This window comes from Actinomadura sp. B10D3 (assembly GCF_039871695.1).
Lineage (GTDB): Bacteria > Actinomycetota > Actinomycetes > Streptosporangiales > Streptosporangiaceae > Spirillospora > Spirillospora madurae.
This window is the reverse complement of record NZ_JBDPLY010000002.1, coordinates 13,099-39,377: the sequence shown is the minus strand read 5'-3', so window position 1 is coordinate 39,377 and position 26,279 is coordinate 13,099. Positions and strand designations below refer to the sequence as shown.

General features: G+C 72.5%; 24 protein-coding genes, 1 pseudogene and 1 riboswitch. Of the genes and pseudogenes, 15 read left to right on the top strand and 10 right to left on the bottom strand.

Annotated features, from left to right (window positions below; all coding sequences use genetic code 11):
* Window positions 1-110: 110 nt before the first annotated feature.
* On the top strand, window positions 111-548 hold the full coding sequence (locus ABGB11_RS03310) for a MarR family transcriptional regulator (RefSeq protein ID WP_347628638.1): 438 nt from the start codon (window positions 111-113) through the stop codon (window positions 546-548).
* 63 nt (window positions 549-611) lie between these two features.
* On the opposite strand, the gene ABGB11_RS03305 is transcribed toward ABGB11_RS03310, so the two are convergent.
* From ABGB11_RS03305 to ABGB11_RS03295, 3 genes are all read right to left on the bottom strand, one after another.
* Complete coding sequence (locus tag ABGB11_RS03305) at window positions 612-2,873, bottom strand: heavy metal translocating P-type ATPase (RefSeq protein WP_347628636.1); 2,262 nt, start codon at window positions 2,871-2,873, stop codon at window positions 612-614.
* Window positions 2,874-2,907: 34 nt separating this feature from the next.
* Window positions 2,908-3,876, bottom strand: a complete 969-nt coding sequence (locus ABGB11_RS03300) for a hypothetical protein (RefSeq protein WP_347628634.1) — start codon at window positions 3,874-3,876, stop codon at window positions 2,908-2,910.
* A gap of 62 nt (window positions 3,877-3,938) precedes the next feature.
* Window positions 3,939-4,145: a heavy-metal-associated domain-containing protein gene (locus ABGB11_RS03295; RefSeq protein ID WP_347628632.1), complete on the bottom strand. Its 207-nt coding sequence runs from the start codon at window positions 4,143-4,145 to the stop codon at window positions 3,939-3,941.
* Window positions 4,146-4,341: 196 nt separating this feature from the next.
* Here ABGB11_RS03295 and ABGB11_RS03290 point away from each other — a divergent pair, with 196 nt between their 5' ends.
* Entirely contained in the window at window positions 4,342-5,205 is an 864-nt protein-coding gene (locus ABGB11_RS03290) for a DNA-formamidopyrimidine glycosylase family protein (protein ID WP_347628630.1), read from the top strand.
* Between the two features lie 470 nt (window positions 5,206-5,675).
* Here the strand turns inward: ABGB11_RS03290 and ABGB11_RS03285 are convergent, their stop codons facing one another.
* Window positions 5,676-6,137, bottom strand: a complete 462-nt coding sequence (locus ABGB11_RS03285; protein WP_347628628.1) for an SSI family serine proteinase inhibitor — start codon at window positions 6,135-6,137, stop codon at window positions 5,676-5,678.
* Window positions 6,138-6,183: 46 nt separating this feature from the next.
* Here ABGB11_RS03285 and ABGB11_RS03280 point away from each other — a divergent pair, with 46 nt between their 5' ends.
* The 4 genes from ABGB11_RS03280 (at window position 6,184) to ABGB11_RS03265 (ending at window position 11,053) form a co-directional block, all read left to right on the top strand.
* Entirely contained in the window at window positions 6,184-6,519 is a 336-nt protein-coding gene (locus ABGB11_RS03280) for a rhodanese-like domain-containing protein (protein WP_347628626.1), read from the top strand.
* A gap of 83 nt (window positions 6,520-6,602) precedes the next feature.
* Window positions 6,603-6,719: riboswitch (TPP riboswitch) on the top strand.
* A complete protein-coding gene (locus ABGB11_RS03275) occupies window positions 6,712-8,058 on the top strand; it encodes a cytosine permease (protein ID WP_347628624.1) in 1,347 nt (448 codons plus the stop codon). It overlaps the preceding riboswitch by 8 nt.
* A 77-nt stretch (window positions 8,059-8,135) precedes the next feature.
* Entirely contained in the window at window positions 8,136-10,136 is a 2,001-nt protein-coding gene (locus tag ABGB11_RS03270; RefSeq protein WP_347628622.1) for a PAS domain-containing protein, read from the top strand.
* A 368-nt stretch (window positions 10,137-10,504) separates the two neighbouring features.
* Complete coding sequence (locus tag ABGB11_RS03265) at window positions 10,505-11,053, top strand: ATP-binding protein (protein ID WP_347628620.1); 549 nt, start codon at window positions 10,505-10,507, stop codon at window positions 11,051-11,053.
* A gap of 179 nt (window positions 11,054-11,232) precedes the next feature.
* Here ABGB11_RS03265 and ABGB11_RS03260 read toward each other — a convergent pair whose 3' ends face one another.
* Window positions 11,233-12,438, bottom strand: coding sequence for an arginine deiminase (locus tag ABGB11_RS03260; protein ID WP_347628618.1), 1,206 nt, complete (start codon window positions 12,436-12,438; stop codon window positions 11,233-11,235).
* Between the two features lie 51 nt (window positions 12,439-12,489).
* Here ABGB11_RS03260 and ABGB11_RS03255 point away from each other — a divergent pair, with 51 nt between their 5' ends.
* From ABGB11_RS03255 to ABGB11_RS03240, 4 genes are all read left to right on the top strand, one after another.
* The gene (locus ABGB11_RS03255) at window positions 12,490-13,770 is read left to right on the top strand and encodes an MFS transporter (RefSeq protein ID WP_347628616.1); all 1,281 of its coding nucleotides are present in this window, start codon (window positions 12,490-12,492) and stop codon (window positions 13,768-13,770) included.
* Between the two features lie 27 nt (window positions 13,771-13,797).
* A complete protein-coding gene (locus ABGB11_RS03250; protein WP_347628614.1) occupies window positions 13,798-13,920 on the top strand; it encodes a hypothetical protein in 123 nt (40 codons plus the stop codon).
* Between the two features lie 304 nt (window positions 13,921-14,224).
* Window positions 14,225-15,406, top strand: a complete 1,182-nt coding sequence (gene tuf, locus ABGB11_RS03245; protein WP_347628612.1) for an elongation factor Tu — start codon at window positions 14,225-14,227, stop codon at window positions 15,404-15,406.
* 161 nt (window positions 15,407-15,567) lie between these two features.
* Window positions 15,568-16,449, top strand: coding sequence for an endonuclease/exonuclease/phosphatase family protein (locus ABGB11_RS03240; RefSeq protein ID WP_347628610.1), 882 nt, complete (start codon window positions 15,568-15,570; stop codon window positions 16,447-16,449).
* Window positions 16,450-16,502: 53 nt separating this feature from the next.
* Here ABGB11_RS03240 and ABGB11_RS03235 read toward each other — a convergent pair whose 3' ends face one another.
* The 3 genes from ABGB11_RS03235 to ABGB11_RS03225 all read right to left on the bottom strand — a co-directional run bounded on the left by ABGB11_RS03235 (window position 16,503) and on the right by ABGB11_RS03225 (window position 18,954).
* The gene (locus ABGB11_RS03235) at window positions 16,503-18,056 is read right to left on the bottom strand and encodes a long-chain-fatty-acid--CoA ligase (RefSeq protein ID WP_347628608.1); all 1,554 of its coding nucleotides are present in this window, start codon (window positions 18,054-18,056) and stop codon (window positions 16,503-16,505) included.
* Between the two features lie 88 nt (window positions 18,057-18,144).
* Window positions 18,145-18,315 (bottom strand): hypothetical protein, encoded by a 171-nt coding sequence (locus ABGB11_RS03230; RefSeq protein ID WP_347628606.1) that lies wholly within the window; start codon window positions 18,313-18,315, stop codon window positions 18,145-18,147.
* 51 nt (window positions 18,316-18,366) lie between these two features.
* A complete protein-coding gene (locus ABGB11_RS03225; RefSeq protein WP_347628604.1) occupies window positions 18,367-18,954 on the bottom strand; it encodes a hypothetical protein in 588 nt (195 codons plus the stop codon).
* A 123-nt stretch (window positions 18,955-19,077) separates the two neighbouring features.
* On the opposite strand from ABGB11_RS03225, the gene ABGB11_RS03220 reads away from it, so the two are divergent.
* Both ABGB11_RS03220 and ABGB11_RS03215 read left to right on the top strand, forming a co-directional pair.
* Window positions 19,078-19,800: a response regulator transcription factor gene (locus tag ABGB11_RS03220; RefSeq protein ID WP_347628602.1), complete on the top strand. Its 723-nt coding sequence runs from the start codon at window positions 19,078-19,080 to the stop codon at window positions 19,798-19,800.
* Window positions 19,797-20,912: a HAMP domain-containing sensor histidine kinase gene (locus ABGB11_RS03215; protein ID WP_347628600.1), complete on the top strand. Its 1,116-nt coding sequence runs from the start codon at window positions 19,797-19,799 to the stop codon at window positions 20,910-20,912. The genes ABGB11_RS03220 and ABGB11_RS03215 overlap by 4 nt, the downstream gene beginning before the upstream one ends.
* Window positions 20,913-20,924: 12 nt before the next feature.
* On the opposite strand, the gene ABGB11_RS03210 is transcribed toward ABGB11_RS03215, so the two are convergent.
* Window positions 20,925-21,278, bottom strand: coding sequence for a hypothetical protein (locus ABGB11_RS03210; protein ID WP_347628598.1), 354 nt, complete (start codon window positions 21,276-21,278; stop codon window positions 20,925-20,927).
* Window positions 21,279-21,479: 201 nt separating this feature from the next.
* Between ABGB11_RS03210 and ABGB11_RS03205 the strand changes: the two genes are divergently transcribed.
* The 3 genes and pseudogenes from ABGB11_RS03205 to mptB form a co-directional block, all read left to right on the top strand.
* On the top strand, window positions 21,480-21,815 hold the full coding sequence (locus ABGB11_RS03205; protein ID WP_347628596.1) for an STAS domain-containing protein: 336 nt from the start codon (window positions 21,480-21,482) through the stop codon (window positions 21,813-21,815).
* A 120-nt stretch (window positions 21,816-21,935) separates the two neighbouring features.
* Complete coding sequence (locus tag ABGB11_RS03200) at window positions 21,936-22,667, top strand: glycosyltransferase family 2 protein (RefSeq protein ID WP_347628594.1); 732 nt, start codon at window positions 21,936-21,938, stop codon at window positions 22,665-22,667.
* A gap of 290 nt (window positions 22,668-22,957) precedes the next feature.
* Window positions 22,958-23,605, top strand: a pseudogene (mptB, locus tag ABGB11_RS03195) (polyprenol phosphomannose-dependent alpha 1,6 mannosyltransferase MptB); the annotation flags it as partial.
* Between the two features lie 433 nt (window positions 23,606-24,038).
* On the opposite strand, the gene ABGB11_RS03190 reads toward mptB, so the two are convergent.
* On the bottom strand, window positions 24,039-26,267 hold the full coding sequence (locus ABGB11_RS03190) for a hypothetical protein (protein ID WP_347628592.1): 2,229 nt from the start codon (window positions 26,265-26,267) through the stop codon (window positions 24,039-24,041).
* Between the last annotated feature and the right edge of the window lie 12 nt (window positions 26,268-26,279).

The window sequence follows — 26,279 nt, the reverse complement described above, 5'->3', positions numbered from 1 at the left end:
GGGGTCCCCTCTCGCCGGGCGGGTCACGTGCATGTACCTGCATGAGTTGTATGTACATGCAGATATTGGCATTGCATGTATGCTGGCGTCAACAGGAAGCGAGGTGCGAGATGAGCCTTGCCGAGAAGAACGCAAAGGCCGTGGACGGCCCCCTCTGGGACGGCATCGTCACCCTCCACGGGCGCGTCGAGGCCCGCCTCGCCAAGGCGCTGCAGCGCCGCCACGGCATCGGCCTCTCGGAGTACAGGGCGCTCTGCCGCCTCTCCCGCGCCGAGGACCACGAGCTGCGGATGCAGGAGCTCGCCGACCTCATCGGCCTCAACCAGAGCTCGGTCAGCCGGCTCGTCGCCCGCCTGGAGTCCGCCGGCCTCACCCGCCGCGCCATGTGCCCCAAGGACCGCCGCGGCGTCTACAGCGTCATCACCGACGAGGGTCTGGCCGTCCTGGAGAAGGCCAGCCCCACCTACATCGAGACCCTCACCGAGGCCCTGGACGCCGCCGCAGCAGACCCCACCCTCGCCCCGCTGATCGCCACTCTGCGGCCCTGAAACACGGCTGGCATGGAAGAACGCGCGGCTCCGGGGGGTGGGAGCCGCGCGTTCCGGTGCTGGTCAGCGGTTCGCTGAATCGGTGATCGGCTTGAAGCTCCGGAGGCGGAGGCTGTTGCTGACGACGAAGACCGAGGAGAACGCCATGGCGCCGCCCGCGATCATCGGGACCAGCAGGCCGGACGCCGCCAGCGGGATGGCCGCCACGTTGTAGGCGAACGCCCAGAACAGGTTGCCCTTGATCGTGCCGAGCGTGCGGCGGGACAGCCGGATCGCGTCGGCCGCGGCGCGCAGGTCGCCGCGCACCAGGGTCAGGTCGGACGCCTCGATCGCGACGTCCGTCCCGGTGCCCATCGCGAGGCCGAGGTCGGCCTGGGCGAGCGCGGCGGCGTCGTTGACCCCGTCGCCGACCATCGCCACGGTCCGCCCCTCGGACTGGAGGCGCTTGACCACGTCGACCTTGTCCTGCGGCAGGACCTCGGCGATGACCTCGTCGATGCCGACCGCGTCCGCGACCGTGCGGGCCACCGTCTCGTTGTCGCCGGTCAGCAGGACCGGGTGCAGCCCGAGCGCCGTCAGCCGCTCGACCGCCTCCCGCGAGGTCGGCTTGACCTGGTCCGCGACGGTGACGACCGCGCGGGCCTCGCCGTCCCAGCCCACCGCGACGGCGGTGTGGCCGAGCGCCTGGGCCTTCTCCATGGCGCGTTCGAGGTCGACGGTGAGGTGCTGCGACCACTCGGCGAGGAGCTGCGGACGTCCGGCGAGGACGCCGTGCCCGTCCACCACGCCCTGGACGCCGAGGCCCTCCACGTTGGCGAAGTCCTCGACCGCGCCGAGTTCTCCGACCCGCTCCTGCGCGCCCTTGGCGATCGCCTGGGCGATGGGGTGCTCGGACGCGTCCTCCAGCGCGCCTGCCAGCCGCAGGACCTCGTCCTCGGACACGCCGTCGGCGGTGACGACGTCGACCAGGGCCATCCGGCCGGTGGTGACGGTGCCGGTCTTGTCCAGCACGATCGTGTCGACCCGGCGGGTGGACTCCAGGACCTCCGGGCCCTTGATCAGGATGCCGAGCTGCGCGCCGCGTCCCGTCCCGACCATGAGCGCGGTCGGGGTGGCCAGGCCGAGGGCGCACGGGCAGGCGATGATCAGCACCGCGACCGCGGCGGTGAACGCGCCGGCGAGCGGCTCGCCGGTGCCGATCCAGAAGCCGAGCGTGCCGACCGCCAGCGCGATCACGATCGGGACGAAGACGCCGGAGATCCGGTCGGCGAGCCGCTGGGCCTGCGCCTTGCCGTTCTGCGCCTCCTCCACCAGCCGCGCCATCTGCGCGAGCTGGGTGTCGGCGCCGACCCGGGTGGCGCGCACCAGCAGCCGCCCGCCGGCGTTCACGGTCGCGCCGGCCACGGTGTCGCCGGGCCCGACCTCGACCGGGACCGACTCGCCGGTCAGCATGGACGCGTCCACCGCGGACGAGCCCTCCTCGACCGTCCCGTCCGTGGCGATCTTCTCGCCGGGGCGGACGACGAACAGGTCGCCCTCCGCCAGCCGGCCGACGGGGATGCGCTCCTCGCGCCCGTCCCGGATGACCGAGACCTCCTTGGCGCCGAGCTCCAGCAGGGCCCGCAGCGCGGCGCCGGCGCGGCGCTTGGACCGCTTCTCGAAGAACCGGCCGGCCAGGATGAACATGATCACGCCGGCCGCGGCTTCCAGGTAGATGTTCATCGACCCGTCCGAGCGGGTCATCGAGAACTCGAACCCGTGCCTGATGCCCAGCTCGCCGGCGGTGCCGAAGAACAGTGCCCACAGCGACCAGGCGAACGCGGCGAGCGTGCCCAGCGAGATCAGCGTGTCCATGGTGGTCGCGCCGTGCCGCAGGTTGACGGCCGCGGCCTTGTGGAACGGCCAGCCCGCGTACACCACGACCGGGGAGGCCAGCGTCAGCGAGAGCCACTGCCATCCCTCGAACTGGATGGCCGGGATCATCGCCATCGCGATGACGGGGACCGACAGGACGACCGAGGTGATGAGCCGCTGGCGGATCGGGCGCAGCGTGTCGTCCTGCTCGGGCGCGGCGTCCTGCGACCCCTCGGCCGCCGGCGGGGCGGGCAGCGCGGCGGTGTAGCCCGCCTTCTCGACCGTCGCGATCAGGTCCTCCGGAGAGACCTCCGGGGGGAACTCGACGCGGGCCTTCTCGGTGGCGTAGTTGACCGTCGCGGTGACGCCGTCCATCTTGTTGAGCTTGCGCTCGATGCGGTTGGCGCACGACGCGCACGTCATACCGCCGATCGTCAGCTCGATAGGCGCGGACTTCGCTTCCGTGCTCATCGTGTCCTCCTTCGCATCGATCGTGCGGTACACGTCAGTGGGTGTGGGGGCGGTCGTCGTGGCCGGGTTCGGCCTCCTGCGCGGGAACCCGGGCGTCCCCGGCGTGCACCGTGAACTCGGCGGTGCGGACCTTGTCGCCGTGCTTGAAGTCCAGGTAGAGCCGGTAGGCGCCGGAACTGGGCGCCTCGGCGGAGAACGTGATGCCGGGGCCGGGCTTGGTGACCCCGTCGCCGGGCGCGCCGTCCGGGTGGACGTGCAGGTAGGCGAGGTCGCCCTGCCGCAGCGCGACGAGGTGCCCGTACGCCTCCAGGTACGGCTGCAGGTCGGTGACCGGCTCGCCGTCCTTGCTCACGGTGAGGGTCAGCTCGGTGGCCTTGCCGGGGACGAGACCGCCGGTGAGCTTCACCTCGTAGCCGTCCACCTTCGCCACCTGCTCGGGCTCGGGCAGTGGCGTGGGCCGCTGGTCGCCCGGGGCGAACACGTCGGTCCCCAGCGTGAGCTGCCGGGTCGCGGCGGTCGGCTGGATGTCGGTGAAGAACCGGTACACGCCGGCCTTCGGCAGCTTGATCTGGACGGACCAGACGCCGCCGTCGAGCTGGGTCGGGTGCAGGTGCTGGAAGCCCGCCAGGTCGCGCCGCGCGACGATCAGGTGCAGCTGCTTGCCGTGCAGGGGCTTGAACGCGGTGACGGGCTTGCCGTCCGGCCCGGTGATGGTGAACCGGAAGTCGGTCTTCTTGCCCGGGGTGACGGTCGTCCGCTGGGGGGTCAGCGTGTAGCCGTCCTCCGAGACCTGGAGGCCGCCGGGGGCGTGCGCCGCCGCGGCGGTGTGTCCGCCGCCGTGTCCGCCCTCGCCGCCGCCGGCGTGGCCGCCGCCGTTCTCGTGGGAGGCCATCTTCTCGGCGGTGGTGCCGACGGGGCCGGTGATCTTACCGATGCCCGCGGCGCCGCCGAAGACGACCGCCAGCCCTACGGCGTAGGCCCCGATCCTGGTCGCGCTGTTCATGCCGATTCACTCCGCTCGTCGGTCGGGCGAGGCACCCCGCCCGGAGGCGGGGCGCGCTTCGCTCACGCGGTCAACTGGTATCCGGCCTCCTCGACGGCGGCCTTGACCTGGGCGTCGTCGAGGGGCGTCTGGCTGGTGACGGTGACCTTGCCGCTCTTCAGGTCGACGTCCACACCGGTCACGCCGGTGATCTGCTCGACCTCCTCGGTCACCGAGCTCACGCAGTGGCCGCAGGTCATCCCGCTGACGGTGTAGGTGCTGGTGCTCATCGCGTCTCCTTCTCTATTACCCCTGGGGGGTATCCCGTGCGCCTCATGCTGCCATAGCCGGACCCCCCTGACAACCCCGGGGGGGTATCCATCTGTTCCGAGATCCCGGTCACACTCGCCCCCAGAGTTGTCCACAGGCGTCCACAGGGCTGTGGACGACGTTCCGGCACCTCGTCCCGTCGCGGATACTGAAGCCATGCCTGAGCTACCTGAGGTGGAGGCGCTGGCGGGGTTCCTGCGGGAGCGCGTGGTCGGCCATGTCGTCGCCCGCGTCGATGTTCTCGCCATCTCCGCGCTGAAGACCTACGACCCGCCGGTGACCGCGCTCGGCGGGCTGTCGGTCACCGGCGCGTCCCGGCACGGCAAGTTCCTCGACCTGGACGTCGACGGGCTGCACCTGGTGATCCACCTCGCCCGCGCGGGCTGGCTGCGCTGGCGGGACGAGATACCGGGCAGGCCCGTCCGGCCCGGCGGCAAGAACCCGCTCGCGCTGCGCGTCCACCTGGACGACGGATCGGGCTTCGACCTCACCGAGGCCGGGACGAAGAAGGGGCTCGCCGTCTACGTCGTCCGCGACCCCGCCGACGTGCCCGGCGTGGCCTCGCTCGGCCCCGACCCGCTGGACGACGCGTTCACCGTCGAGGCGCTCGCCGGGATCGTCGGCGGGAAGCGCAACCAGATCAAGGGGCTGCTGCGCGACCAGAAGGTGATCGCCGGCATCGGCAACGCCTACTCCGACGAGGTCCTGCACGTGGCGAAGATGTCGCCGTTCAAGATGGCGTCGTCGCTCACCGGCGAGGACGTGGCCGTCCTGCACGAGGCGATCGTCACCACGCTGCGGGACGCGGTCGAGCGCTCGCGCGGCCTGGAGGCGCAGGACCTCAAGGGCGAGAAGAAGACCGGCCTGCGGGTGCACGGGAAGGCCGGCCAGAAGTGCCCGGTCTGCGGCGACACGATCCGCGAGGTGTCGTTCGCCGACTCGGCGCTCCAGTACTGCCCCACCTGCCAGACGGGCGGCAAGCCGCTCGCCGACCGCCGCATGTCCCGCCTGCTCAAGTAGCCCGCCCGGCATTTCGCGCGAAAGGCCGCGTGCCGGGAGAGAACGGCGGCGTATCGTAGCGCGAGACGATCACGTTCTCCCGCCCCCAGGAGCCGCCATGGGCTACCCGCCCTACCCCGCGCAGCCGGGCCCGGGTGGGCCGTACGCCCCTGGCCACCCGTCCCATCCCGGCGCCCCCGCGCACCCCGCCGTCCCCGCGCAGCCCTGTGCGCCCGCCGCGCCGCCGCCCGCGTACGGGTACCCGCCCACCGGATACCCCCAGCAGGGCGGCTACCCGGCACCGCAGGCGCCACCCGCGCACCCCGCGCCCCGCTCGCGTTCGACACGGCCGTCTCCCAGAACGGCAGCATCGGCGGCCTGTTCTAGAGCGGGTCGATCCAGAACAGATCAGGGCCCGGCCGGACGGCCGGGCCCTGATCTGTTGTGAACGAGACCGGAACGGGGATGGCTCGTTCAGCGGATGTGTGGTGTCAGCGCACCTTCGGCACGCTGCCGAAGAGCGGCCCGACCTCGGTCCAGCGGTGCAGCTGGCAGCCGTCGGCTCGGGTGAACTGGGTGTCGATCTCCTTCCCCTGCCAGGTGCCCTTGACCGTGGCGATCTCCGGACCGCCGTAGATCTTGGTGCACATCTGGTTCTTGGGGACGGGCTTGAAGGGTTCCTTGGCCTTGGTGAGGGCCGCGCAGGCGTCGGCGGCCTTGGGATGGGTGCCACCCGGTGGGTCGCAGGTCAGCTTCCAGGTCTTGGCGGGTGCCTCCTTCGAGGCCTTGACCTCCACGGTGAGTGAGTCCGCCGGCGTGCCGGACGGCTGCACGGACGTCGTGCCCGAAGGCTTGTCGGCGGGGTTTCCGTTGGCCTGTTCGTCGCCGCAGGCGGCCAGAGACAGGAGCGTGGCCAGCCCGGGCGCCGCGAAAAGGAGCGTCCGATACCGCATGCGTGATTCGACGCAGGGGTGCTTCGCGCGGTTCCATGGGGGTGTGATGAATTTCGGGGAAGACGTGCCGGCCGTGGTCGCCGCGGACGTCCCGCAGGACGGCTACCTGGTGGACGTGCGTGAACAGCACGAATGGGACGCGGGTCACGCGCCCGAGGCGGTCCACATCCCCATGGGGCAGCTCGGCGACCGCGCCGGGGAGATTCCGCGCGACCGGGAGGTCTACGTGATCTGCCGCTCCGGGGCGCGGTCCGCGCAGGTCACGGTAGCGCTGAACCAGGCGGGCTGGCTGGCCAGGAACGTCGACGGGGGCATGAAGGGCTGGGCCGAGGCGGGACGTCCGATGGAGGGCTCCGGGGACGGCGAGCCGTACGTCGCCTGATCCGCGGCGCGCGAGCCGGGTCGCGCGATTGAACCCCTATGCACCCTTTTGGGGGATTGCTGGGGGCTGTACGATCGGGGCCGACCGAAACCCGCGGGAGCTCGGGCCACAGCCGGGCTGAGAGGGCGGCCTTCCAGGCGTCGCCGACCGCATGAACCTGTCCGGGTAATGCCGGCGTAGGGAGTGTGTCCCGTGACGTCCGACGTCGAGAAGCGCCCCGAAGGCGCGCGTCCGCAAAATGAGGTCCCCTACACCCTCGACGAACCCGCCCCGAAGGTCCTCGGCTTCTGGGACCAGAGCGCCTTCTGGGCCAACCTTGGCGTCAGCCTCCTGGCCTTCTCCGGCGCCTACACCGTCCTCGCGCCGGACGCCGCCGGGCGGCCCACCATCTCGATCATGGCGGGCATCGTCGCCATGGCCGCCGGCACGATCCTCGGCGGGCTGATGCTCGGCCTCGCCGCCGTCCCGGGCACCCGCACCGGCCAGCCCGCGATGGTGCTGCTGCGCGGCCTGTTCGGCGCGAAGCTGTCGTACGCGCCGACCGTGCTGAACATCGCGCAGCTGGTCGGCTGGGGGACGTTCGAGCTGATCGTCATCGCGGACGCCGCCCGCGAGCTGTGGGACGGGGTGCCCCGCTGGGGCTACGTCGTCGCCGCCGGAGCGATCACGACGGTGCTGACGGTGTGGCCCCTCGGCTCGGTGCGGCTGCTGCGCCGGTACGTGACGGTCGCCGTGGCGGTCGCGCTCGTCTACTTCTACGTCCAGCTCCTCCGCGAGCCGATCCCCGACCTGACGCAGGGATCGTGGGGCGGCTTCTGGATCGGCGCCGATGCCGCGCTGGCGGTGTCGATCTCCTGGGTGCCGGTGGCCGCCGACTACACCCGGCACGCCAAGACCGAGCGCGGTGCGTTCGGCGCCGCGGCCGTGGGCTACTCCGTCACGCAGATCGTCGCGTATGTCCTGGGCCTGCTCGCGCTGGCCCTCGTCGCGGGCGACTCCACGAAGGTCTTCGACCCGTTCCTGGGCGCCACGCTCGGGGTGGTGTTCTTCGCGATCTTCGTCTTGCGGGAGGCGGACCAGTCGTTCGCCGACACCTACTCCACGGCCGTGTCGATCCAGAACCTGTTCCCGCGCGCGGACCGCCGGGTGCTGAGCGTCGGGCTCGGTGTAGGGATCACCGTGCTCGCGCTCGCCCTGGACATCGGCGACTACGCGGGCTTCCTGTCGCTGATCGGGTCGGTGTTCGTGCCGATGCTCGGCGTCCTCGCCGCCGACTTCTTCCTCGGCCGCCGGGCGCGGGGCGGCTGGGACGTCTCGCGCACGGCGCCGTCCCGCTGGGGCATGATCGCCGCCTGGGCGGCCGGGTTCGTCGTCTACCAGCTCATCAACCCCGGCACGGTCGAGCGCTGGGCCGGCCTCTGGCGGGACGTCCAGGAGGCGCTGCACTTCACGCCGCAGAGCTGGATGAGCGCGTCCCTGCTGTCGTTCCTGGTCGCCGGGCTCGCGGCCCTCCTCATCGGCAGGCTTACCAAACGGTAAGGTTTGCGTGCGTGGAGGGGCGCCGAAGAAACTTTCGGCGCACGTTGCCCGGCGTCGGGCCGGAGTCCGGTGGCACCATGACAGACGTGTACGAGCACGTCCACGATCCCATCGCGCGGGCGGTCATCGAGAGCGCCGCCGACGCGATCGTGGCCGTGGACCGGCGGCACCGCGTCACGGTGTGGAACCCGGCCGCCGAGCGCATGTTCGGCTGGACCGCCGCCGACATGGTCGGCCGCGTGCCGCCGATCGTCCCGGACGAGTTGAAGGCCGAGCACAACGCCGTCCAGGAACGGCTCCTCACCCGCCGGGCCGGCGACGGCGGGCAGATCTCGATCGCGACGCGCCGGTTCCACCGCGACGGCCGCCTCATCGACGTGCGCATCGACACCAGCCTGCTGAAGGACCCGGACGGGACGCTGCTCGGCTGGGTCGGGGTGTACCACCCGGTCGAGGACGACGAGATCGTCCAGCACCGCATGACCGAGCGGGCGCGGCTGGTCCGGCGGCTCAACGACATCGTCGCCGACCTCAACGCCGAGCTCGACCTCGGCATCGTGCTCGACCGGATCACCGCCGCGCTGATCGAGCTGACCGGGGCCGACGCGGGCGGCTTCGTCCGGATCGAGGGCGACCGGCTGCGGCTGGTCAGCATGTCCGGGCTGCCGGAGCGGATGCGCGGGCGGTCCGCCGAGCTGCGGCCGAGCCTCGTCGGCGAGCTGCTGCGGTCGGGCAAGACCGTCAAGCTGGCGACGGGCGAGCGGCGCCTCGGCGACCTCATCTGGTCGGAGCTGCCGGGCCTGCACACGATCGCGCTCGGGCTCTCCTACCTGCAGAACCGGCCCTACGGCGCGCTGTACGCGCTGTTCACCGGGCGCAAGGTCGGGCACACCGAGCTGGAGCTGCTGGAGCTGCTCGCCGGGCACGCCGGGGTCGCGGTCGGCAACGCCGTCGCCTACGCGGAGGTCGTCCGGCAGCGGGCGCACGAGCGCGCGGTGATCGACTCCAGCGCGGACGGCATCGCCGTGCTCGACCACGACCTCGTCGTCCGGCACTGGAACCCCGCCGCGCACACGCTGACCGGCATCCCGCCGGAGGACGCGATCGGGCGCCCGCTGCCGTTCGACATGCCGGCCCTCGGCGAGATGCTGACGTTCCGGCTGGAGTCGGGCACCTGGCTGAACGTGCTGGCCGCCGAGATCGAGGAGACCGGCGAGCTGGTCGTCGACTTCCGCGACGTCTCCGAGGCCAAGGCCCTGGAGGAGGCGAAGGACCTGTTCCTCGCCACCACCAGTCACGAGCTGCGCACCCCGATCACGGTCGTGCAGGGGTTCGCGTCCACGCTGGTCAACCGGTGGGACGAGATGGCCGACGGCGACCGCCGCGCCGCCGTCGCCACCATCGCCGAGCGCGCCCAGTCCCTCGGGCGCCTGGTCGAGCATCTCCTGCTCGGCTCCCGTGCGGGCGCCGACGAGCTGGCCGTGACGATCGAGGCGTTCGACCTGACCCGGGTGCTGGAGGGCGTGGTGGCCGGGTTCCGGTCCCTGTCGCCGCTGCACCGGGTCGAGCTGGACGTCGAGCCGGGCCTGCCGCCCTGCCGGGGGGACGCGATGGCGACCGACATCGTCCTCGGGCAGCTGCTGGAGAACGCGTTCAAGTACTCCCCGGACGGCGGGACGGTCAGCGTCCGCGCCCGCCGCGAGGGCTCCCGCATCGTCGTCACCGTGACCGACGAGGGGATCGGCATCCCGCCCGGCGACCACGAGCGGATCTTCGAGCGGTTCGTCCAGGGAGACGCCGGTGACCGCCGCCGGTTCGGCGGGATCGGGCTCGGCCTCTACATCGTCCGGCGGCTGACGGAGGCGCAGGGCGGCACGATCTCCGCCCACCCGGCCGGACGTGAGACATCTCACACTAAGACCGGGCAGGGTGCGGTCAACGGGACGAGCGGCACCGAGACGCCCGAATTGGACCGCGCCACTCGGTTGCTCCCCGTGACGGAGCCGCGCGCACCCGCAGGTGGGGCGCGTGCGGGCGAGGGCACGTGCATGCGCCTCGTCCTGCGCGCCGCCGGGTGACCGGCGGTTACTTACCGTAAGGACACTCCGTCCCGGGCGGCCCGGTGAGACCGGCGTGACCAGGGCTTTCGGCGGTCTCGGCGGATGGCAGGCTGGCCTGGTGCGGGAAAGTGCGGTGTCTTCGGGGTGTGACGGACGAAACGTGTGCGTGAGGAGTAAGTCCGCCGTTGGCTGGATAGATCCAAGGATGGTTGCCGTTGGTGACGAAGGTCCGATCCGGGGGTGATCACCGTGACCGGATGGCCGGTGACTCGTTGTGCAGGTGGTGAACCGAGGCGCCCGGGTTTCCGGACAAGGGCAACAGGGCATTTCGGACGTAACGGGAGAGCAACGACGGGCCGCGTCCGAGTGAGCGGAAGCACGGGGAGGTGAGGGCATCGAGCGTCGTACTACTGCCACATGCGCCGTCGAGCGTCGCTGTCGCCCGTAAGCGCCTCAGCTCGGAGCTGGCCGACTCGGGGGTCTACGAGTCCATCGTGGACGACGCCAGCGTCATCGTGAGCGAGCTGATCAGCAACGCCCTCCGGCACGCGCGGCCGCTGCCGTCCGGCCAGGTCAGGGTCTGCTGGCTGCGCCGCGGCGACCTCCTCGAACTGGAGGTCAGCGACGGCGGCGCGATGACCGAGCCGCGCCGGGGCCCGGGCACCCTGTCCTCGCTCGGCGGCCGCGGCCTCGGCATCGTCGAGGCCCTGTCCGAAGGGTGGGGGGTGCGCCACGAGGACGGCTCGACCACGGTCTGGGCCGTGCTGCGGGCCCCCAAGTCACCGGACGCGCATGACATCTCCGCCGCCCCCGCGGGAACCCAGACCGCGATGCCCGATCTCTCCGCATTTCCGGACCTTCTGGATGATTCCCATGATGACCTCGGCCCCGAATCAAGGAATGAAGTAGCTCCAAGTAGGGCATATCCGGCATAGAGCGACCCTGCCTGGAAGGAACCCCGCCCGACCTTGTATGGTCCTCACCAACGCTCGGGCGCTGTCGTGCCCCCGTCGACACCGCCCCGGCGTTGAGTGGTTCTTTCCGGTGTGCGATGCCCTGCGCTCGCACACCGGAAAGAACGCAAAGCTCCCGAATGCAGCCCCTCCGCCCCCGGTCAGGGTGTGTCGCGGAGGATCGGGCACGACATGCAGCGCGGACCGCCCCTCCCGGTGCCCAGCTCGCTGCCGCTGATCCTGATGACCTCGATACCGGACGCCTCAAGCTGGGCATTCGTCTCGATGTTGCGTTCGTAGGCGACGCACAGGCGCGGAGCGACCGCGAGCGTGTTGTTGCCGTCGTCCCACTGCTCGCGCTCGGCGGTCACGGGGTCGAGGCCCGTGTCGATGACCTTCAGGCGGTCCAGGCCCATCGCCTCCGCCGCGGCGTCCAGGAAGGGGCGAGGCTCGGCCACGCGCAGGTCGCCGTCCCCCAGGGTGACCGTGTACGCCGTCAGGGAGTGCGCCACCGGCGGGTACATGACGACCGTGTCCACGTCGACCATCGTGCAGACGGTGTCGAGGTGCATGGTGGCGCGTTCCTGCGCGATCGGCACCGCGAGGACGGTGTGGGCGAGACCGGCGCCGATCACCTGGCGGGCCAGCCGCTCGACGCCCGCCGGCGTCGTGCGCTCCCCGGTGCCCACGGCGATCACACCCGGGCAGAGGAGCAGGACGTCCCCGCCCTCCAGATGTTCGAGGGACGGCGTGTACACCGGCTCCACCCCGGCGAACCGCGGATGGTGCGCGTAGATGAGGCCGGTCAGGGCCGACTCGCGCCGCCGGGCCTCCATCGCGAGGCTCGTCACCGCCACGCGGTCGCCGATCCAGGTGCTGTTGTCGCGCGTGAACAGCAGGCCCGGAAGCGGGTCGATGATGAAGTCCTGCGTGTCCATCAGCCGGTAGACCAGGCCGTGCCCGGCCTTCAGCTCCTCGTGCGCGAGCCCGGCGATCAGCGTGTGCGCGAGGTTCTCCGGGTCGAGGCCGCGCAGGTGGTCGGCGACGACGCGGCGGAGCTGGTCGCCGAGGCGCAGGTCGACGACGGCGTCCGCGATCGCCTGCTCCCGCGCGGCCTCGTACTCCAGCGCGTCCTGCAGCAGCTCCGTCACGTACAGGACCTCGACGCCGCGCGACCGCAGCGCCTCGGCGAACGCGTCGTGCTCCTCCTGCGCGCGGCCCGCCCACGGGATCGCGTCGAACAGCAGCTTGTCGCTGTTGCGCGGGGTGAGCCGCTTCAGCTCCGCGCCCGGACGATGCAGCAGAACGGTCCGCAGCCGTCCGACCTCGCTGGTGACCCGGTGCTCGTGCGTCTTCGCTGCCGTCACCCTCCGAGTCTAGGCGGCGGGCGCCCGCACCCGCTGTGCCACCATGCACAGGTGATCGGCAGATCCGCGGCCCTGCCGCTCCACCTCACGTCCGGCACGATGCTGCGCGTGTCCGCGGAGGGCGTCGCGACCGCGCTGGTCCTGACCGTCGAGGCGCGGACCGGGAACGCCGCCACGGCCGGCTACCTGCAGACCGCGATGACGCTCCCGTACGTCCTCAGCGGCCCGGTCATCGGCGACGCGCTGGACCGGGTGGGACGCCCCCGCCGCGTCGCCGTCGCCCTCGCCGCCTGCTACGCCGTCGCGACCGCGGCGCTGCTGCTGATGGCGGGCCGCTCCCCGCTCGCGCTGGCGCTGCTGGTCGCCGCCGTGATCGGCTGCACCGAGCCGATCGTCGTGGCGCTGACCAGCCTGCTGCCCCGGTTCGTCCCGGCCGCACGGCTCTCGCGCGCCTACGGCCTGGAGGCGTCCAGCTACAACCTCGCCGGGATCGCGGGCCCGGGCCTGGCCGCCGGGCTGGCCGCGCTGGCCGGAGGCGAGTACGCCGGCACCGCGGTCGTGGCCGTCGGCCTCCTCGGCCTCCTGACCCTCCCGCTGCTCCCGTTCCCGGGCCGGTCCGCGGGCGCGCCCGAGGCGGCCGGCACGGGCGCCCGCGCCAGGGCGGGGACGCTCTCGGTGATCACGGGCGGGCTGGTGGTGCTGGCCGGGGGCCGGGTGCTGCGCGCGCTGACGGTGGCGACGACGCTCGCGTGGATGGGCTTCGGCGGGGTCGCGGTCACGGCGGTGCTGCTGGCCGAGCACATCGGCGGCCCGCCGAGCGCGGGCGGCCGGCTGCTGGTGGCGATGGCGGTCGGCTCGCTGATCGGGTCGCTCGCCTCCAGCCGCTGGCTCACCCCGAAGCACGCGGAACCGGTCATGATCGCCGGGCTCGTCGCGTTCGGCGCGTCCCTGGCCGCCCTCGCCGTCGTGCCGTCCCTGCCCTGGGCGACCGCGGCGTTCGTCGCGGCGGGCGTCTCCGAGGGCCCGGTGTTCGCGGCCACGCTCATGCTCCGCCAGCGCGAGTCCCCGCCCGACCGGCTCGGCCAGGTCAACACGACGGGCGGCAGCCTCAAGATCGGCGCGTCCGCCCTCGGCGCCGCCCTCACCGCCGCCTCCGCCGGCGCGATCGGCCCCATCGGCCTGGTGCTCGGCATCGCCGCGTTCCAGTTCGCAGGCGCCCTCGCCGGCCTGTTCCTCCTCCGCGTCCCGGCGGGCGAGGACCGGACCCGCCCCGCCGAGGACGGTCGTGCAGCCGATGGACCCACGGACGGCCGGTCGGGCAAGAGGAGGTGAAAACGCCCACGACCGAGAAGCCGGCGCATGCCGACCACGAGCCTCGGCGCCCTGCCCACCAAGCCTCGCGCGCTGCTCGACCTTCGCACGGGCAAGGGCGAGGACGACCGGACAGACCGGCAGTGGGAGGCGGCCCCGTCCGGCGGCTGACCGGATGGAAAATCGGTCGACTTCCACCAGGGGCGACCGTACTGTCCGATGCATGTTCCTCGCAGCCGGCACCCGGACGCTCGCAGGCCACGGCCTGCTGAGCGCGGTGCCGGCTGCCTTCGCAGCAGCAGCGAACGCAGCCGTCTTCAACGGCCTGCGCGTTCCCTGTGGGGGGACGACCTCCCACACCCCCCGGTTCGCTGCGCTCATCCGAAGCTGACCCCTCTCCGTCCCACCCTCCGGAGAACCAGCGGAGGGGGGTGGTCCAGCGGTTCTCACCGGATCCACCAGTGAGGACGAGACCATGGCCAAGCAGCTGTACGAGCGCGACAAGCCCCATCTCAACATCGGCACGATGGGGCACGTCGACCACGGCAAGACGACGCTGACCGCCGCGATCACCAAGGTGCTCGCCGAGCGCGGGCTGGCGTCCGCGGTGCCGTTCGAGAGGATCGACCGCGCCCCGGAGGAGCGCGACCGAGGCATCACGATCAACGTCGCGCACGTCCAGTACGCGACCGCGACCCGGCACTACGCGCACGTCGACATGCCCGGTCATGCCGACTACGTGAAGAACATGATCTCCGGTGCCGCGCAGGTGGACGGGGCCATCCTCGTCGTGTCCGCCCAGGACGGGGCGATGCCGCAGACGCGGGAGCACATCGTCCTCGCGCGGCAGGTCGGCGTCGGCCACGTCGTGGTGGCGCTGAACAAGGCCGACATGGTCGAGGACACCGAGCTCCTCGACCTCGTCGAGCTGGAGGTGCGGGACCTGCTCTCGGAGTACGGGTTCCCCGGCGACGAGATCCCGATCGTCCGGGTGTCCGGGCTCCGGGCGCTGGAGGGCGACCCGTACTGGACGGCCCGCATCGTGGACCTGCTCGACGCGGTCGACGCCTACGTGCCCGTCCCGGCGCGCGTGCTCGACCGGCCCTTCCTGATGCCGGTCGAGAGCGTGCTGACGATCACCGGGCGCGGCACCGTCGTGACCGGGGTCGTCGCGCAGGGCTCGATCCGGCTCGGGGAGGCCGTCGAGGTCGTCGGCCTCGGCGAGACCTTCGGCACCGTCGCGACCGGGCTGGAGACGTTCGGCCGCACCATGGACCACGCCGAGGCCGGTGACAACACCGCGATGCTGCTGCGCGGCGTCAAGCGGGACCAGGTCCGGCGCGGCCAGGTGATCAGCGCGCCGGGCGCGATCCGGCCGCACCTGCGGTTCGGGGCGCGGGTCCGGGTGCTGACGGCGGCCGAGGGCGGCCGGTCCAGGCCGTTCTTCCACGGGTACCGGCCGCAGTTCCACTTCCGCACCACGGACGTGGTCGGCGGCATCGACCTCGGTGAGGGCGGCATGGCGCTGCCCGGCGACTCCGTCGAGATGGCGGTCGAGCTGGGCAGGCCGGTCGCGATGACCGAGGGGCTCGGCTTCGCCATCCGCGAGGGCGGCCGGACGGTCGGCGCGGGCACGGTCACGGAACTGCTCGACTAGCGCGAAGGGCCCGGCGGGACAGCCGCCGGGCCCTTCTGCCGGGCGCGGGTAAATTCTTCCGGCCGCGGTGACCGAGCGGTCGCGAACGGCTGGCGGAAGCGATCTTGATGTGGTGGGATTCCGACATCACCCCCGCAGAATCCCCCATTTCTGGAGAACGTGTGCGATCTCCCCGCGCCCTGATTCCCCTGCTCTCGGTCTGTGCGGCCGCCGCGGTCGTGACCGCCGCCGCCACCGGCGCCAGCATCGAGGGCCTTCCGGGCGGCGGTGGAGGTCCCGCCCACGCCGACGGGGCCGCCTCCCGCCCCGCCGCCGTGACGATCACCGCGATGAGCTGGAACGTCTGCGGCGGGCCCGGCTGCCCGTCCGGCACCGCGCCCGCCGGGCTCGCGAAGGACATCGTCCAGCGGATGCGGGCGACCGAGGTCGGCGGACGCAAGGTCACGACGAACGCGGTCCTCCTCCAGGAGGTCTGCGAGGGGCAGCTCCGCACCGTCAAGAAGGCCGTGTCCGGCTGGAGCTGGGCGTTCGCCCCGTCGCCCGGCGGCGGGACGTGCGCGGACGGGCAGGGCGACGCCGGCCTCGCCATCGGCACCGACGCGGAGCTCATCGAGCACGGGCAGACCAAGCTCCCCGCGCCCGCCGGCCACTCCCGCATCGCGCTCTGCGGCGAGGTCCCGTCCTGGAAGACCCGCGTCTGCGTCACCCAGCTCGGCACGTCGGAGGACGCCCAGTGGCGCCGCAAGGAGGCGGGGACCCTGGCCACGCTCGCGGGCAAGGGCCGCGTCCTGGTCGGCGGCGACTTCGCCGACGCCCCTGACAGCCCCGCCCTCGACCCGCTGTACGCCGCCTACGCCGAATGCGACCAGACCGGCTCGTCCCGGACGGGCGCCAAGACCCGGCAGAACTGGCAGGGCACCGCCGTCGAGAAGACCGACTACCTCTTCATCGGCAAGTCGGCCTCGGTTTCCTGCAGCGTCCCCACCGCCAACACCAAGTCCTCCGACCACCGCCCCCTCTCAGCAGTAATCCGCTACCCCTGAAATGAGTCGGGGGGGGGGCGCCCCCAGGGAGCCGCCCCCCCACGAAAACAAAACTAAACAGCTCTATCCTTACCCTGCCAGTAGGGGGCGCGGAGGTCGCGTTTGAGGATCTTGCCGGTGGGGTTGCGGGGTATCTCGGTGCGGCGCTCGACCGAGGTGGGGCACTTGTAGTGGGCCAGCCGGTCGCGGCAGTAGTCGATGATCTCCTGGTCGGTGATGTCTCCGGACACCACGACGATCGCCTTCGGGGTCTCGCCCCACTTGTCGTCGGGGACGCCGATGACGGCGCAGTCGGTGATGTCGGGGTGGCCCATCAGGACGTTCTCGACCTCGGCGGGGTAGATGTTCTCCCCGCCGGAGATGATCATGTCCTTGACGCGGTCGTGGATGTAGAGGTAGCCGTCCTCGTCGAGGTAGCCCGCGTCGCCCGTCCGGAACCAGTTGTCCTCGGAGAGGGCGGTCGCGGTGGCGTCCGGCATGCCCCAGTAGCCCTTCATGTTCTGCGGCGTCCGGCAGAGGATCTCGCCGACCTGCCCCGGCGGCATCTCCTCCTGCGTGGCCGGGTCGACGATCTTGAGGGTGGTGGTGGCGTTGGGGAGGCCGGCGCTGCGCAGCCGGTGCGCGTTCGGGCCGCCGGGGTCGTGGTCCTCGGGCGGCAGCATCGTGATCGCGCCGGTGACCTCCGTGAGCCCGTACACCTGCATGAACCGCGTCCCCGGCAGCATGGCCATGGAGCCGCGCAGGACGTCCTCGCTGATCGGGGACGCGCCGTACAGCATGAGCTTCAGGCTGGACAGGTCGCAGGCGGCCACCTCCGGGATCAGCTGCATGAACTGCAGCAGCACCGGAACCAGGAAGATGTGCGTGACGCGGTGCCGCTCGATGCCCTGCGCGATCAGGGTCGGGTCGGGTTCGCGGGCGATGACGCCGGTGAGGCCGTTGTAGACGGTGGAGACGGTGAGCACGTTGCCGGCCACGTGGTACATCGGCATCGCGACCATGAGGACGGACGACTCGTCGATGTCCCACACGTCGGTGGTGACCGCGAGCGCCGCCAGGAAGTTGTCGTGCGTCAGCATGACGCCCTTGGGCAGGCCCGTGGTGCCGGACGAGTAGAGCTGGACGAACACGTCCGCGGTGTCGGGCTCGTGCTCGGGCACGGTGTCGGGCGCCCCGTCGATCCAGGCGGCGTAGTCCTGGTGGGCGTGGCCGGAGCCGCCGATGACGACGGTGTGGGCGGTGTACTCCAGCTTTCCGGTGATCGCGTCCAGGACGGGGACGAACTCGGGCCCGACGATGAAGACCCTCGCCTGCGCGTTGTTGACGATGTAGGCGACCTCGTCGGGCGCGAGCCGGTAGTTCACCGGGACCTGCACGGCGCCGATCCGGGCGGCGCCGAAGAGCTGCTCGGCGTATTCCAGGGAGTTCTTGTCCAGAATGGCGACCCGGTCGCCTGCGCCGACCCCCGCGGCGGCGAGCGCGGCGGCGACCCGGTCGACGCGCCGGTCGAAGTCGCCATAGGTGATCTCGGTGTCGCCCGCGATGTAGGCGACGCGGTCGGGATTGGCGAGCGCGCGTTCGCGCAGCACTCCGTCAAGACCTGGCACGGTGGGCCCCTTTGCTGGATGACCGCCTGGTTGTTCCGGCATCATGCGGTGACCGGCGACACCGCGGCAAGGGGATCGGGCCGCTTACCTAGTGGCTTTTGGACATCTTGGATACGGCGGTCACGGCGAGTACCACCACGACGGCGATGAGTCCGATGAAGAAGAAGAACTTCAGCATCGAGAGGATCGCGCCGACAACGGTGAAAAGCAGCCAGACCGCGAGAATGACGCCAAGGACGGTCAGAATCGTCTTACCCATGACTCCACCGTAAGCGTTCCTCGCGCGGCGGTCATCACCCTCGGGAACGACCTAGGCCCCATCGTGCGGCGGAGTCCATCCCGGAGGCGTACCGGGGGTGGGACCCTGACCCGGCCCGAACGGCGGCGCCGGAGGTTCTCCGGAGGGAGGCTCGTGACCGGGGCCCGGCTGCGGGAAGGGCGCGGGGTCGAACCTGGTGTCGCCGGAGACGACCGCGAGGCGCAGCCCGGTGATGGCACCGGCCACCAGCGGCGCCAGCAGATCCCACCCGTGGAAGCGCGGCTTCAGGAGCGCGGCGATGTAGTCGCTGCTGACGGACACGTCGTGGAGCACGCCGCCATAGAAGAGAACGCCGATCCGGGTGCCGACGTCGAGCGCGACGAACGCGGCGACGGCCGCGACGATCAGAGTGGCCGGGCCGCGGGGGCGGGTGAGGACGGGCCCGGCGGCCGTGATGGCGCCGGCGATGAAGCACTGCATCGCGTAGTAGGCGGTGGAGCCCCGGAACTCCGCCAGGAACGGCGAATCGTGGATGCCGGCGATCGTCAGGACCACGCCGATGCCCGCGGCGACCGCGCCGCCCGCGAGGATGAGGGCGGTGGTGCGGGCGATGCTGGTCGCGGGACGTGTCTGAGACATCGGGCCATTAAACCGGCAGTCGGCTCCTTATACAGGTCAGTAGGTCAAACCGCCCACAGAGGCATTCCTTACAGGGTGGTGACGGAATGGGCGGGGCGGGGGGCGGCGCCTTAGCGTGAGGGGGTGAACTCCGTGTCCCATGCCGGCCGTGTCCTGGTGGTCGACGACGACCCGACGGTGGCCGAGGTCGTCGCCCGGTACCTGGCCCGCGACGGGCACGAGGTCGTCTGCGTCGCCGACGGCCGGACCGCCCTGCGCAAGGCCGTCGACCAGCCGCCGGATCTCGTCGTCCTCGACCTGATGCTGCCGGGAATGGGCGGCCTGGAGGTGTGCCGGCGGCTCCGCGAGACCTCGACCGTCCCGATCGTGATGCTCACCGCGCTCGGCACGGAGACCGACCGGCTCGTCGGGCTGGAGACCGGCGCCGACGACTACGTGACCAAGCCGTTCAGCCCGCGCGAGCTGGCGCTGCGGGTCCGGTCGGTGCTGCGCCGGGCGCGCGGGGCGCTCGTGCCGACCGGCCCGTCCGGGCCGCTGCACGACGGCGACCTCCTCGTGGACGTCAGCGCGCACGAGGCGCTGCTGCGCGGCGACCGGCTCGCGCTCACCTCCCGCGAATTCGACCTGCTGGCGTTCCTGATGCGTCACCCGCGGCAGGCGTTCACCCGCGACGAGCTGCTCGAACGCGTGTGGGACTGGACGTTCGGCGACTCGTCCACGGTCACCGTCCACGTCCGGCGGCTCCGCGAGAAGATCGAGGACGACCCGACCACGCCGCGCCGCATCGTCACCGTCTGGGGCGTCGGCTACCGGTACGAGCCCGCGGTGACCGGAGGCGACCGATGATCCCGTTCGAGGACCTCCTCTGGGTGATCTTCTACGCGGCGCTGGCCGCGCTCGTCGTCGCGGGGCTGGCGCTCGGCGTGCTGTACGCGCTGCGCGGCCGCTCCGTCGCCACGCAGCTCATCGTGGTCGGCGCCGCGACCGTGCTGGCGACCATCTCCGGCATCCTCGTGATCTCGTTCATGATGCTGCTGAACGACCACGACCGGTCGGTGGTGCTCGCCGTCGTGACGTCCGCCGGGCTGGTCGCGATGGCGGTGTCGGTGCTGCTCGGACGCCGCCTGGTCGCCGCGAACCGCGTGCTGGTCGAGGCCGTCCGTGCCGACCGGTTCCGGCGGCCGGCCGCCCGCCTTCCGGCCGAGCTGGCCGAGCTGTCCCGCGAGCTGGAGGCCGCCTACGACCGGCTGGCCGCCGCGCACGAACGCGAGCAGGCCCTCGAAGCGAGCCGCCGCGAGCTGGTCGCGTGGGTGAGCCACGACCTGCGCACGCCGCTCGCCGGGCTGCGCGCGATGGCCGAGGCCCTGGAGGACGAGGTCGTCGCCGACCAGCGGACGATCAACCGCTACCACGGCCGCATCCGCGTCGAGGTGGAGCGGCTGTCCGAGATGGTGGACGACCTGTTCGAGCTGTCCCGCATCCACGCGGGGGCGCTGCGGCTGTCCCGCAGCCGCGTCGGCCTCGCCGACCTGGTCGCCGAGGCGGTCGCCGGCGCCGAGGCGCTGGCCCGCGCGAAGGGCGTCCGGCTGCACGGCGACGTCCGCGAGGGCCTGCCCGTCCAGGTCGACGCGGGCGAGCTGGGCCGCGCCCTGCGCAACCTCGTCGTCAACGCGATCCGGCACACCCCGAGCGACGGCGCGGTCGAGATCCTCGGCGAGGTCCGCGGCGGGGAGGCCCGGGTGACGGTGGCCGACGCCTGCGGCGGCATCCCGGAGGACGACCTGCCGCGCGTGTTCGACGTCGCCTTCCGCGGCGAGGCGGCCCGCACTCCCGGCGGCGGCGCGGGCCTCGGCCTCGCCATCGCCCGCGGCATCGTCGAGGCCCACGCGGGCGAGATCGGCGTCGCCAACGAGGGCCTGGGCTGCCGCTTCGAGGTCCGCCTCCCCCTCACCGTCTGAGGGGCCACCGGGTCAGTGGTCGAGGGCTTCGGAGATGGCCCGGTAGGTGGGGCAGGGCCAGCGCGACATGCAGGCGCGGCAGCGGCGGATGGGGCGGTCGGGGTCGCTGGTGATGCCTCCGGCCTCCTGCGGGCGGTGCATGTCGATGAGGCGCAGGCCGAGGTCGGCGAACGCGATGACCTCCTCGCGGGCGCCGGAGAGGAAGGCGAGGTCCTCGCGCGACAGGCGCGTGCGGACCGGGACGAAGCCGTTCTTGTTCACCAGGCGGGAGAGGACCTGCGTGGACGTCCGCCAGGTGCTGGATTTCGCCGAGCGCGCCCGGATCGTCTCCAGGCGTTCGCGGAGGTGGGCATGCCGCTGTTGCACCCGCTCAGCCTCTCCTACTCCGGGCGTCCGCGCGAGGCGAACCCGCGAGTTCGGCCGAACCGGGGATCGCGGCATCACGGTGGGTAGTTCTCAAAGCGTACGGGGCTGGCAAGGCGGCGACACGCCCCGGAATCGCCCACGGGCCAGGGGACTTGGCGAACCGTCTGGCCCCGTGGCCGTTAGCGAGATAGTGTGCCGGACGTGGAGCTAAACGTTTCGACCGCATCTCAGGGAGGTCACGCCGTCGTCACGGCGACCGGTGAACTCGACCTGTACACCGCGCCCAGGCTTCAGGCGGCCCTCGCGGCACTGCTGCGCGAGGAGATCGACCGCATCGTGGTCGACATGAGCGGCGTCGAGTTCTGCGACTCGACCGGCATGAACGTGCTGCTCGCCGCCATGAAGCGGCTCAAGGAGCAGGGCGGCGCGCTGGAGCTCGCCGCGCCGCGCCCGGCCGTGAAGCGCATCCTGCAGGTCACCGGGCTCGACACGGTCTTCACCGTGACCGACGCCGCGCCCGTCCTGGACGCCGGCTGACCCGGTGTGGCCCCGGCGCGTGAACGCCGGGGTTCGCCGCGCGATCCCGCGGGGAAACGGCCCGGACCGTTCCGGGTGCCGTGCGGCATGGCGCGCCCGTCCCCGACTACGATCGCGGATATGCAGGACGTAGCGGTATGCATCCCGGCCAAGGACGAAGCCGACCGCATCGCGGCCACGGTCAAGGCCGCCCAGGAACTGCCCGGAGCCGACCTCGTCGTGGTGATCGACGACGGCTCGTCCGACGGCACCGGGCGGGCGGCGCGCGAGGCGGGCGCCCGGGTCGTGCGGCACAGCCGCAACCGAGGCAAGGGCGCCGCGATGGAGACCGGCGCCGAGGCCGTCCGGCTCCTGGACGAGGGCCGCGACCAGCCCCGCCACCTGCTGTTCCTGGACGCCGACCTCGCCGAGACCGCGAGCGGGGCGGCGCCGCTCGTCGAACCCGTCCGGGCCGGTGAGGCCGACATGACGATCGCGGTGTTCACCACGACGGTGAAGCTCGGCGGGCACGGGTTCGTCGTCGGGCTGTCCCGCGACGGGATCCGCCGCGCCACCGGCTGGGAGGCCACCGCCCCGCTGAACGGGCAGCGCTGCCTGACCCGGGCCGCGTTCGACGCCGCGCTCCCGCTCGCCGCCGGCTTCGGCGTGGAGACCGCGCTGACCATCGACCTGCTGCGCAAGGGCTTCCGGGTGGCGGAGGTGGAGGTCCCGCTCGCGCACCGCGCCACCGGCACCGACTGGCGCTCCCAGATGCACCGCGCCCGGCAGTTCCGGGACGTGGCCAGAGCGCTCGCCGTGCGCGAACCGGCGGTGGCCAGGAGGCTGGACCGCCTGCGCGGCAGCCGCCCGTGACCCGTCTCGGGACGGGCGGGCTGTGCGGGCTCGGGACCGGCGTCGCCTGCTTCGCCGCCACCGCCCTGCTCGGCCCGTCGGTGTTCCAGCCCGAGCTCGAGGGTCCCCGCCGCGAGCCGCCGTACGCGCTGGACGTCCACCCGTCGCCGTACCTCGTGATCGGCCTCGTCGTCGCGGGCATCGTGGCGAGCACGGTGGGGCTCGGCCTGTGCTTCGCCGCCGTCCGCCGGGGCTGGCGGGTGCGGCCCCTGCCGCTGGTGCTGGCCGGGATCGCGGCGGCGGTCGCGTTCATGGTCATGCCGCCGGTCGGGTCCACCGACCATCTGAACTACGCCTCGTACGGGCGGATGGCGGCGACCGGCCACGACCCCTACCGGACGAGCGCCGACGACCTGCCGAAGGACCCGGTCGCCGGGGCGCCCGAGGAGTGGCGGACGACGCCGTCGGTGTACGGGCCCATCGCCACCGGCGGGCAGGCGTTCGCCGCGTGGCTCGGCAGCGGGTCGGTGCGGCTGACCGTGTTCGTGCTGTCGGTGCTGAACACGGTGGCGTTCGCGGCGACCTCGCTGATCCTCTACCGGACGTCCAGGAGCGAGGAGCGGCGGCTCCGCACGGCCCTGCTGTGGACGTGCAACCCGCTCGTGCTGTTCCACCTGATCGCGGGCGCGCACAACGACGTCCTCGCCATCGCGCCGATGGTGGCCGCGCTCGCCGTCGCCGGCGGCCGGACGAGCTGGCTGCGCGGCCTGGCGGCCGGCGCGCTGGTCGGCATCGGCACGGCGATCAAGCTGCCCGCCGCCCTCGTCGCGGGCGGCCCCGCCTGGGCGCTGCTCCGCGAGACGTGGACCGAGCGCCGGTGGCGGCCGATCGGGGCGCTGGTCGCGCTCGCGGCCGGCGGCGTGGCCGTCACGGCGCTGTCGTACGTGATCGCCGGCCCGCACGCCCTCGACCAGGTCCGCGAGGCGAGCAACATGGTGTCGTTCGCGACGCCCTGGCACCTCGTGGACGAGTCGCTCGGCCGCGGCTCGCAGCGCGACATCATCAAGACCGGCGCGATGCTCCTCGGCCTGGCACTGTTCCTGCTGCTGTTCCGTGCCCTGCCGAAGGACGACGGGCCGTCGCCTGACGCGGGGGCGACGGCGCAGGACGCCGAGAACCGCCGCGTCGCCGTCGCGATCGTCCTCGCGTGGCTCCTCGCCGCCCCCTACGCGCTGCCCTGGTACGACGGATTCGGCTGGGCGCTGCTGGCGCTGCTGCCGTGGACGCGGATCGACTGGATCCTGCTCGCGCACACCGCCGCGCTCAGCCTCGCCTACCTGCCGGCCCGCGCGCCCGCCCGGATCCGGCTGCCGGACGACCTGGAGTGGCTGTTCACCGTCGTTCGGCCGACCGTCGTTCCGTGGACGCTGCTGGCGATCCTGACCGCTCTGGTGGCGGCGTGTCTGCGTTCCTCAGGTCGATCTCCAGCGACCGGAGCCCGGCCGCGAGCATCAGCGGGGTCGCCAGGCTGAACGACACCGACAGGATCACCACGCCGGAGTCGTTCACCAGCGTGCCGATGACCCCGACGGTGAGCGCGCAGATCAGTGCCGGGCGCATCGTCAGGCTGTGCTCGTAGGCGCCCTGCAGCAGCGACACCCGCCACCGCGTCGGCCGCGCCAGGACGAAGAACAGGAACACCACCGCGGCGGCGAGCGCCAGCGTGTACGGCCAGTACCCGAGGCTGTTCAGCATCGCGTCGAACTTGCGGGTGACGACGCCCCAGGCGTCCCCGTCCATGAGGTCCTGCCAGAACCGGCCGAGGTGCGTCGGGTTGTCGCTGCGCGCGTTCAGGTAGGAGATGAACAGCACCAGGACCGCGCCGGCCAGGAAGAAGACGCCGAGCCGGGGCGCCGAGACGCGCTTGCCGGCGACCATCAGGCCGAGCATCGCGAACGCGGGGACCATGGCCAGCACGCCGCCGAAGTCGCTGCCGAACGCCGGCAGCCCGTCCACCGCGACGGCGAACGCGCCGATCACGGCGACGATCCCCACCGCGATCGCCTTGCGCTCCTTGCGCAGCGGGTACTCCGTCAGCCACGCCGCCGTCAGGATCGAGGCGACGGCGAACAGCGAGAACGCCTGGTTGCCGAAGCCGTAGAACCGGCCGGCGACGAGGGCGGTATAGCCCATCAGCGTGTTGAGCTGGAGGGACGAGCCCGTCATCACGTCCAGCGCGAGGACCAGCGCCGTCACCCCGGTGATCACCAGGCCGGGGAAGACCGCGGATCGGCGCCAGGGACCCGCGAGCGCCACCCCGGTCAGCAGCCCGGCGAAGCCGAGGACGGTGCAGATCAGCACGGGCGTCGGCGCCTCGGCCCGCCACCACGGCAGCAGCCCGGCGAGGAACGACGCGCCCGGCGCCGCCCCGCCGAGCAGCGCTATCACCCGGGTGCCGCCCAGTATCCGCGCCCGCGAGCTGCGGTCGCCGCCGAGGCGGCGCAGCGCGATCACCGCGACCCCGTACAGGACGAGCTGCGTCGCGAACAGCACCCAGTAGAAGGACGTCTGGACGGTCCGGATCGCCTGCGCCGCGACGTCCTCGTCCATGAGCGCGTCGACCCGCTCGTGCGTGGACGCCTCCGACGGCTCCGACCGCCACGCCGACCCGACGGCCTGCTTCGGCTGCTTCAGCCCGAGCAGCTTCAGCGTCGTCGCGGTGAGGTCGGTCAGCGTGACCAGGCCTTCCTGCCGGGTGGCGCCGGAGGTCATGTAGCCGGGCTCGAAGCCCGGCCCCTTGGCGATCGCGACGCGCAGGTGCGGGTCCACGCCGATGTCGGACAGGCCCGCGACGAGGACGTTCGTGCCCTCGGGGAGCCCGGTCACGACCTGGGCGACGCGGCGGTCGGCGGCGGCCGCCGCGGCGGCGCGCTTGCGGTCCGACAGGGGGACCTGGTCGCCCTTGGGGTCGACGCCGGCGTTGATGTAGGCGCGGAACAGGTCGTCCACGTCGACGGCGGCGAGCGGGCACCGCGCCCAGTCGGCCGCGGTGACCTTGTCCGGGGACTCGACGTAGCGGTCCACGCGCCCGCCGCCGTTGCCCGCGCCGAACACCGCGCCGGGCCCGACCGCCGTCGTGCAGCCGCCCGCCTCGTGCACCTCGTCGCCGAGCAGCCCGATCTGGGCGTGGTAGTTGGTGCCCGCGTTGTCGCTCTTGATCGCCGGCCAGCCGGCGGCGACGGCGCCGCCCGGCGGCGGCGCGCCGGTGGGGGAGTCCTGGCCCGGCAGGATCGGCGCGGACGGCAGCGCGCAGTCGCCGTGCGGCAGCCGGGACCGCTGCCCGGCCGACAGCGTCAGCCAGCCGTCCGTCGGGCACGTGTTCACCCGCGTCGTGCGGACGCTGAGGCCCGCACCCGCCCCCTGCGCCGTCAGGCCCCACAGCGCCGGGGTGTTGTCCCGGGTGACGTCGCTCCACATCAGTCCCGGCACCCCGATGATCACCACGCGCCCGGTGGGTGCGGAGCCGGCCTCCGCGTGGGCCGCGGCCGGCCAGATCGCGCCGGTCAGGACGGTGACGAGGGTCGCGAGGAACATTGCGATCTTCGTTCCCCGGGGCGTCATGGCGTTCAGGTT

Bases quoted from the DNA above. Each gene is read 5' to 3' on its own strand.
- ABGB11_RS03310 (WP_347628638.1), top strand. From the start codon at position 111: ATGAGCCTTGCCGAGAAGAACGCAAAGGCCGTGGACGGCCCCCTCTGG.
- ABGB11_RS03305 (WP_347628636.1), bottom strand. From the start codon at position 2,873: ATGAGCACGGAAGCGAAGTCCGCGCCTATCGAGCTGACGATCGGCGGT.
- ABGB11_RS03300 (WP_347628634.1), bottom strand. From the start codon at position 3,876: ATGAACAGCGCGACCAGGATCGGGGCCTACGCCGTAGGGCTGGCGGTC.
- ABGB11_RS03295 (WP_347628632.1), bottom strand. From the start codon at position 4,145: ATGAGCACCAGCACCTACACCGTCAGCGGGATGACCTGCGGCCACTGC.
- ABGB11_RS03290 (WP_347628630.1), top strand. From the start codon at position 4,342: ATGCCTGAGCTACCTGAGGTGGAGGCGCTGGCGGGGTTCCTGCGGGAG.
- ABGB11_RS03285 (WP_347628628.1), bottom strand. From the start codon at position 6,137: ATGCGGTATCGGACGCTCCTTTTCGCGGCGCCCGGGCTGGCCACGCTC.
- ABGB11_RS03280 (WP_347628626.1), top strand. From the start codon at position 6,184: ATGAATTTCGGGGAAGACGTGCCGGCCGTGGTCGCCGCGGACGTCCCG.
- ABGB11_RS03270 (WP_347628622.1), top strand. From the start codon at position 8,136: ATGACAGACGTGTACGAGCACGTCCACGATCCCATCGCGCGGGCGGTC.
- ABGB11_RS03250 (WP_347628614.1), top strand. From the start codon at position 13,798: ATGCCGACCACGAGCCTCGGCGCCCTGCCCACCAAGCCTCGCGCGCTG.
- tuf (WP_347628612.1), top strand. From the start codon at position 14,225: ATGGCCAAGCAGCTGTACGAGCGCGACAAGCCCCATCTCAACATCGGC.
- ABGB11_RS03230 (WP_347628606.1), bottom strand. From the start codon at position 18,315: ATGGGTAAGACGATTCTGACCGTCCTTGGCGTCATTCTCGCGGTCTGG.
- ABGB11_RS03225 (WP_347628604.1), bottom strand. From the start codon at position 18,954: ATGTCTCAGACACGTCCCGCGACCAGCATCGCCCGCACCACCGCCCTC.
- ABGB11_RS03215 (WP_347628600.1), top strand. From the start codon at position 19,797: ATGATCCCGTTCGAGGACCTCCTCTGGGTGATCTTCTACGCGGCGCTG.
- ABGB11_RS03200 (WP_347628594.1), top strand. From the start codon at position 21,936: ATGCAGGACGTAGCGGTATGCATCCCGGCCAAGGACGAAGCCGACCGC.
- ABGB11_RS03190 (WP_347628592.1), bottom strand. From the start codon at position 26,267: ATGACGCCCCGGGGAACGAAGATCGCAATGTTCCTCGCGACCCTCGTC.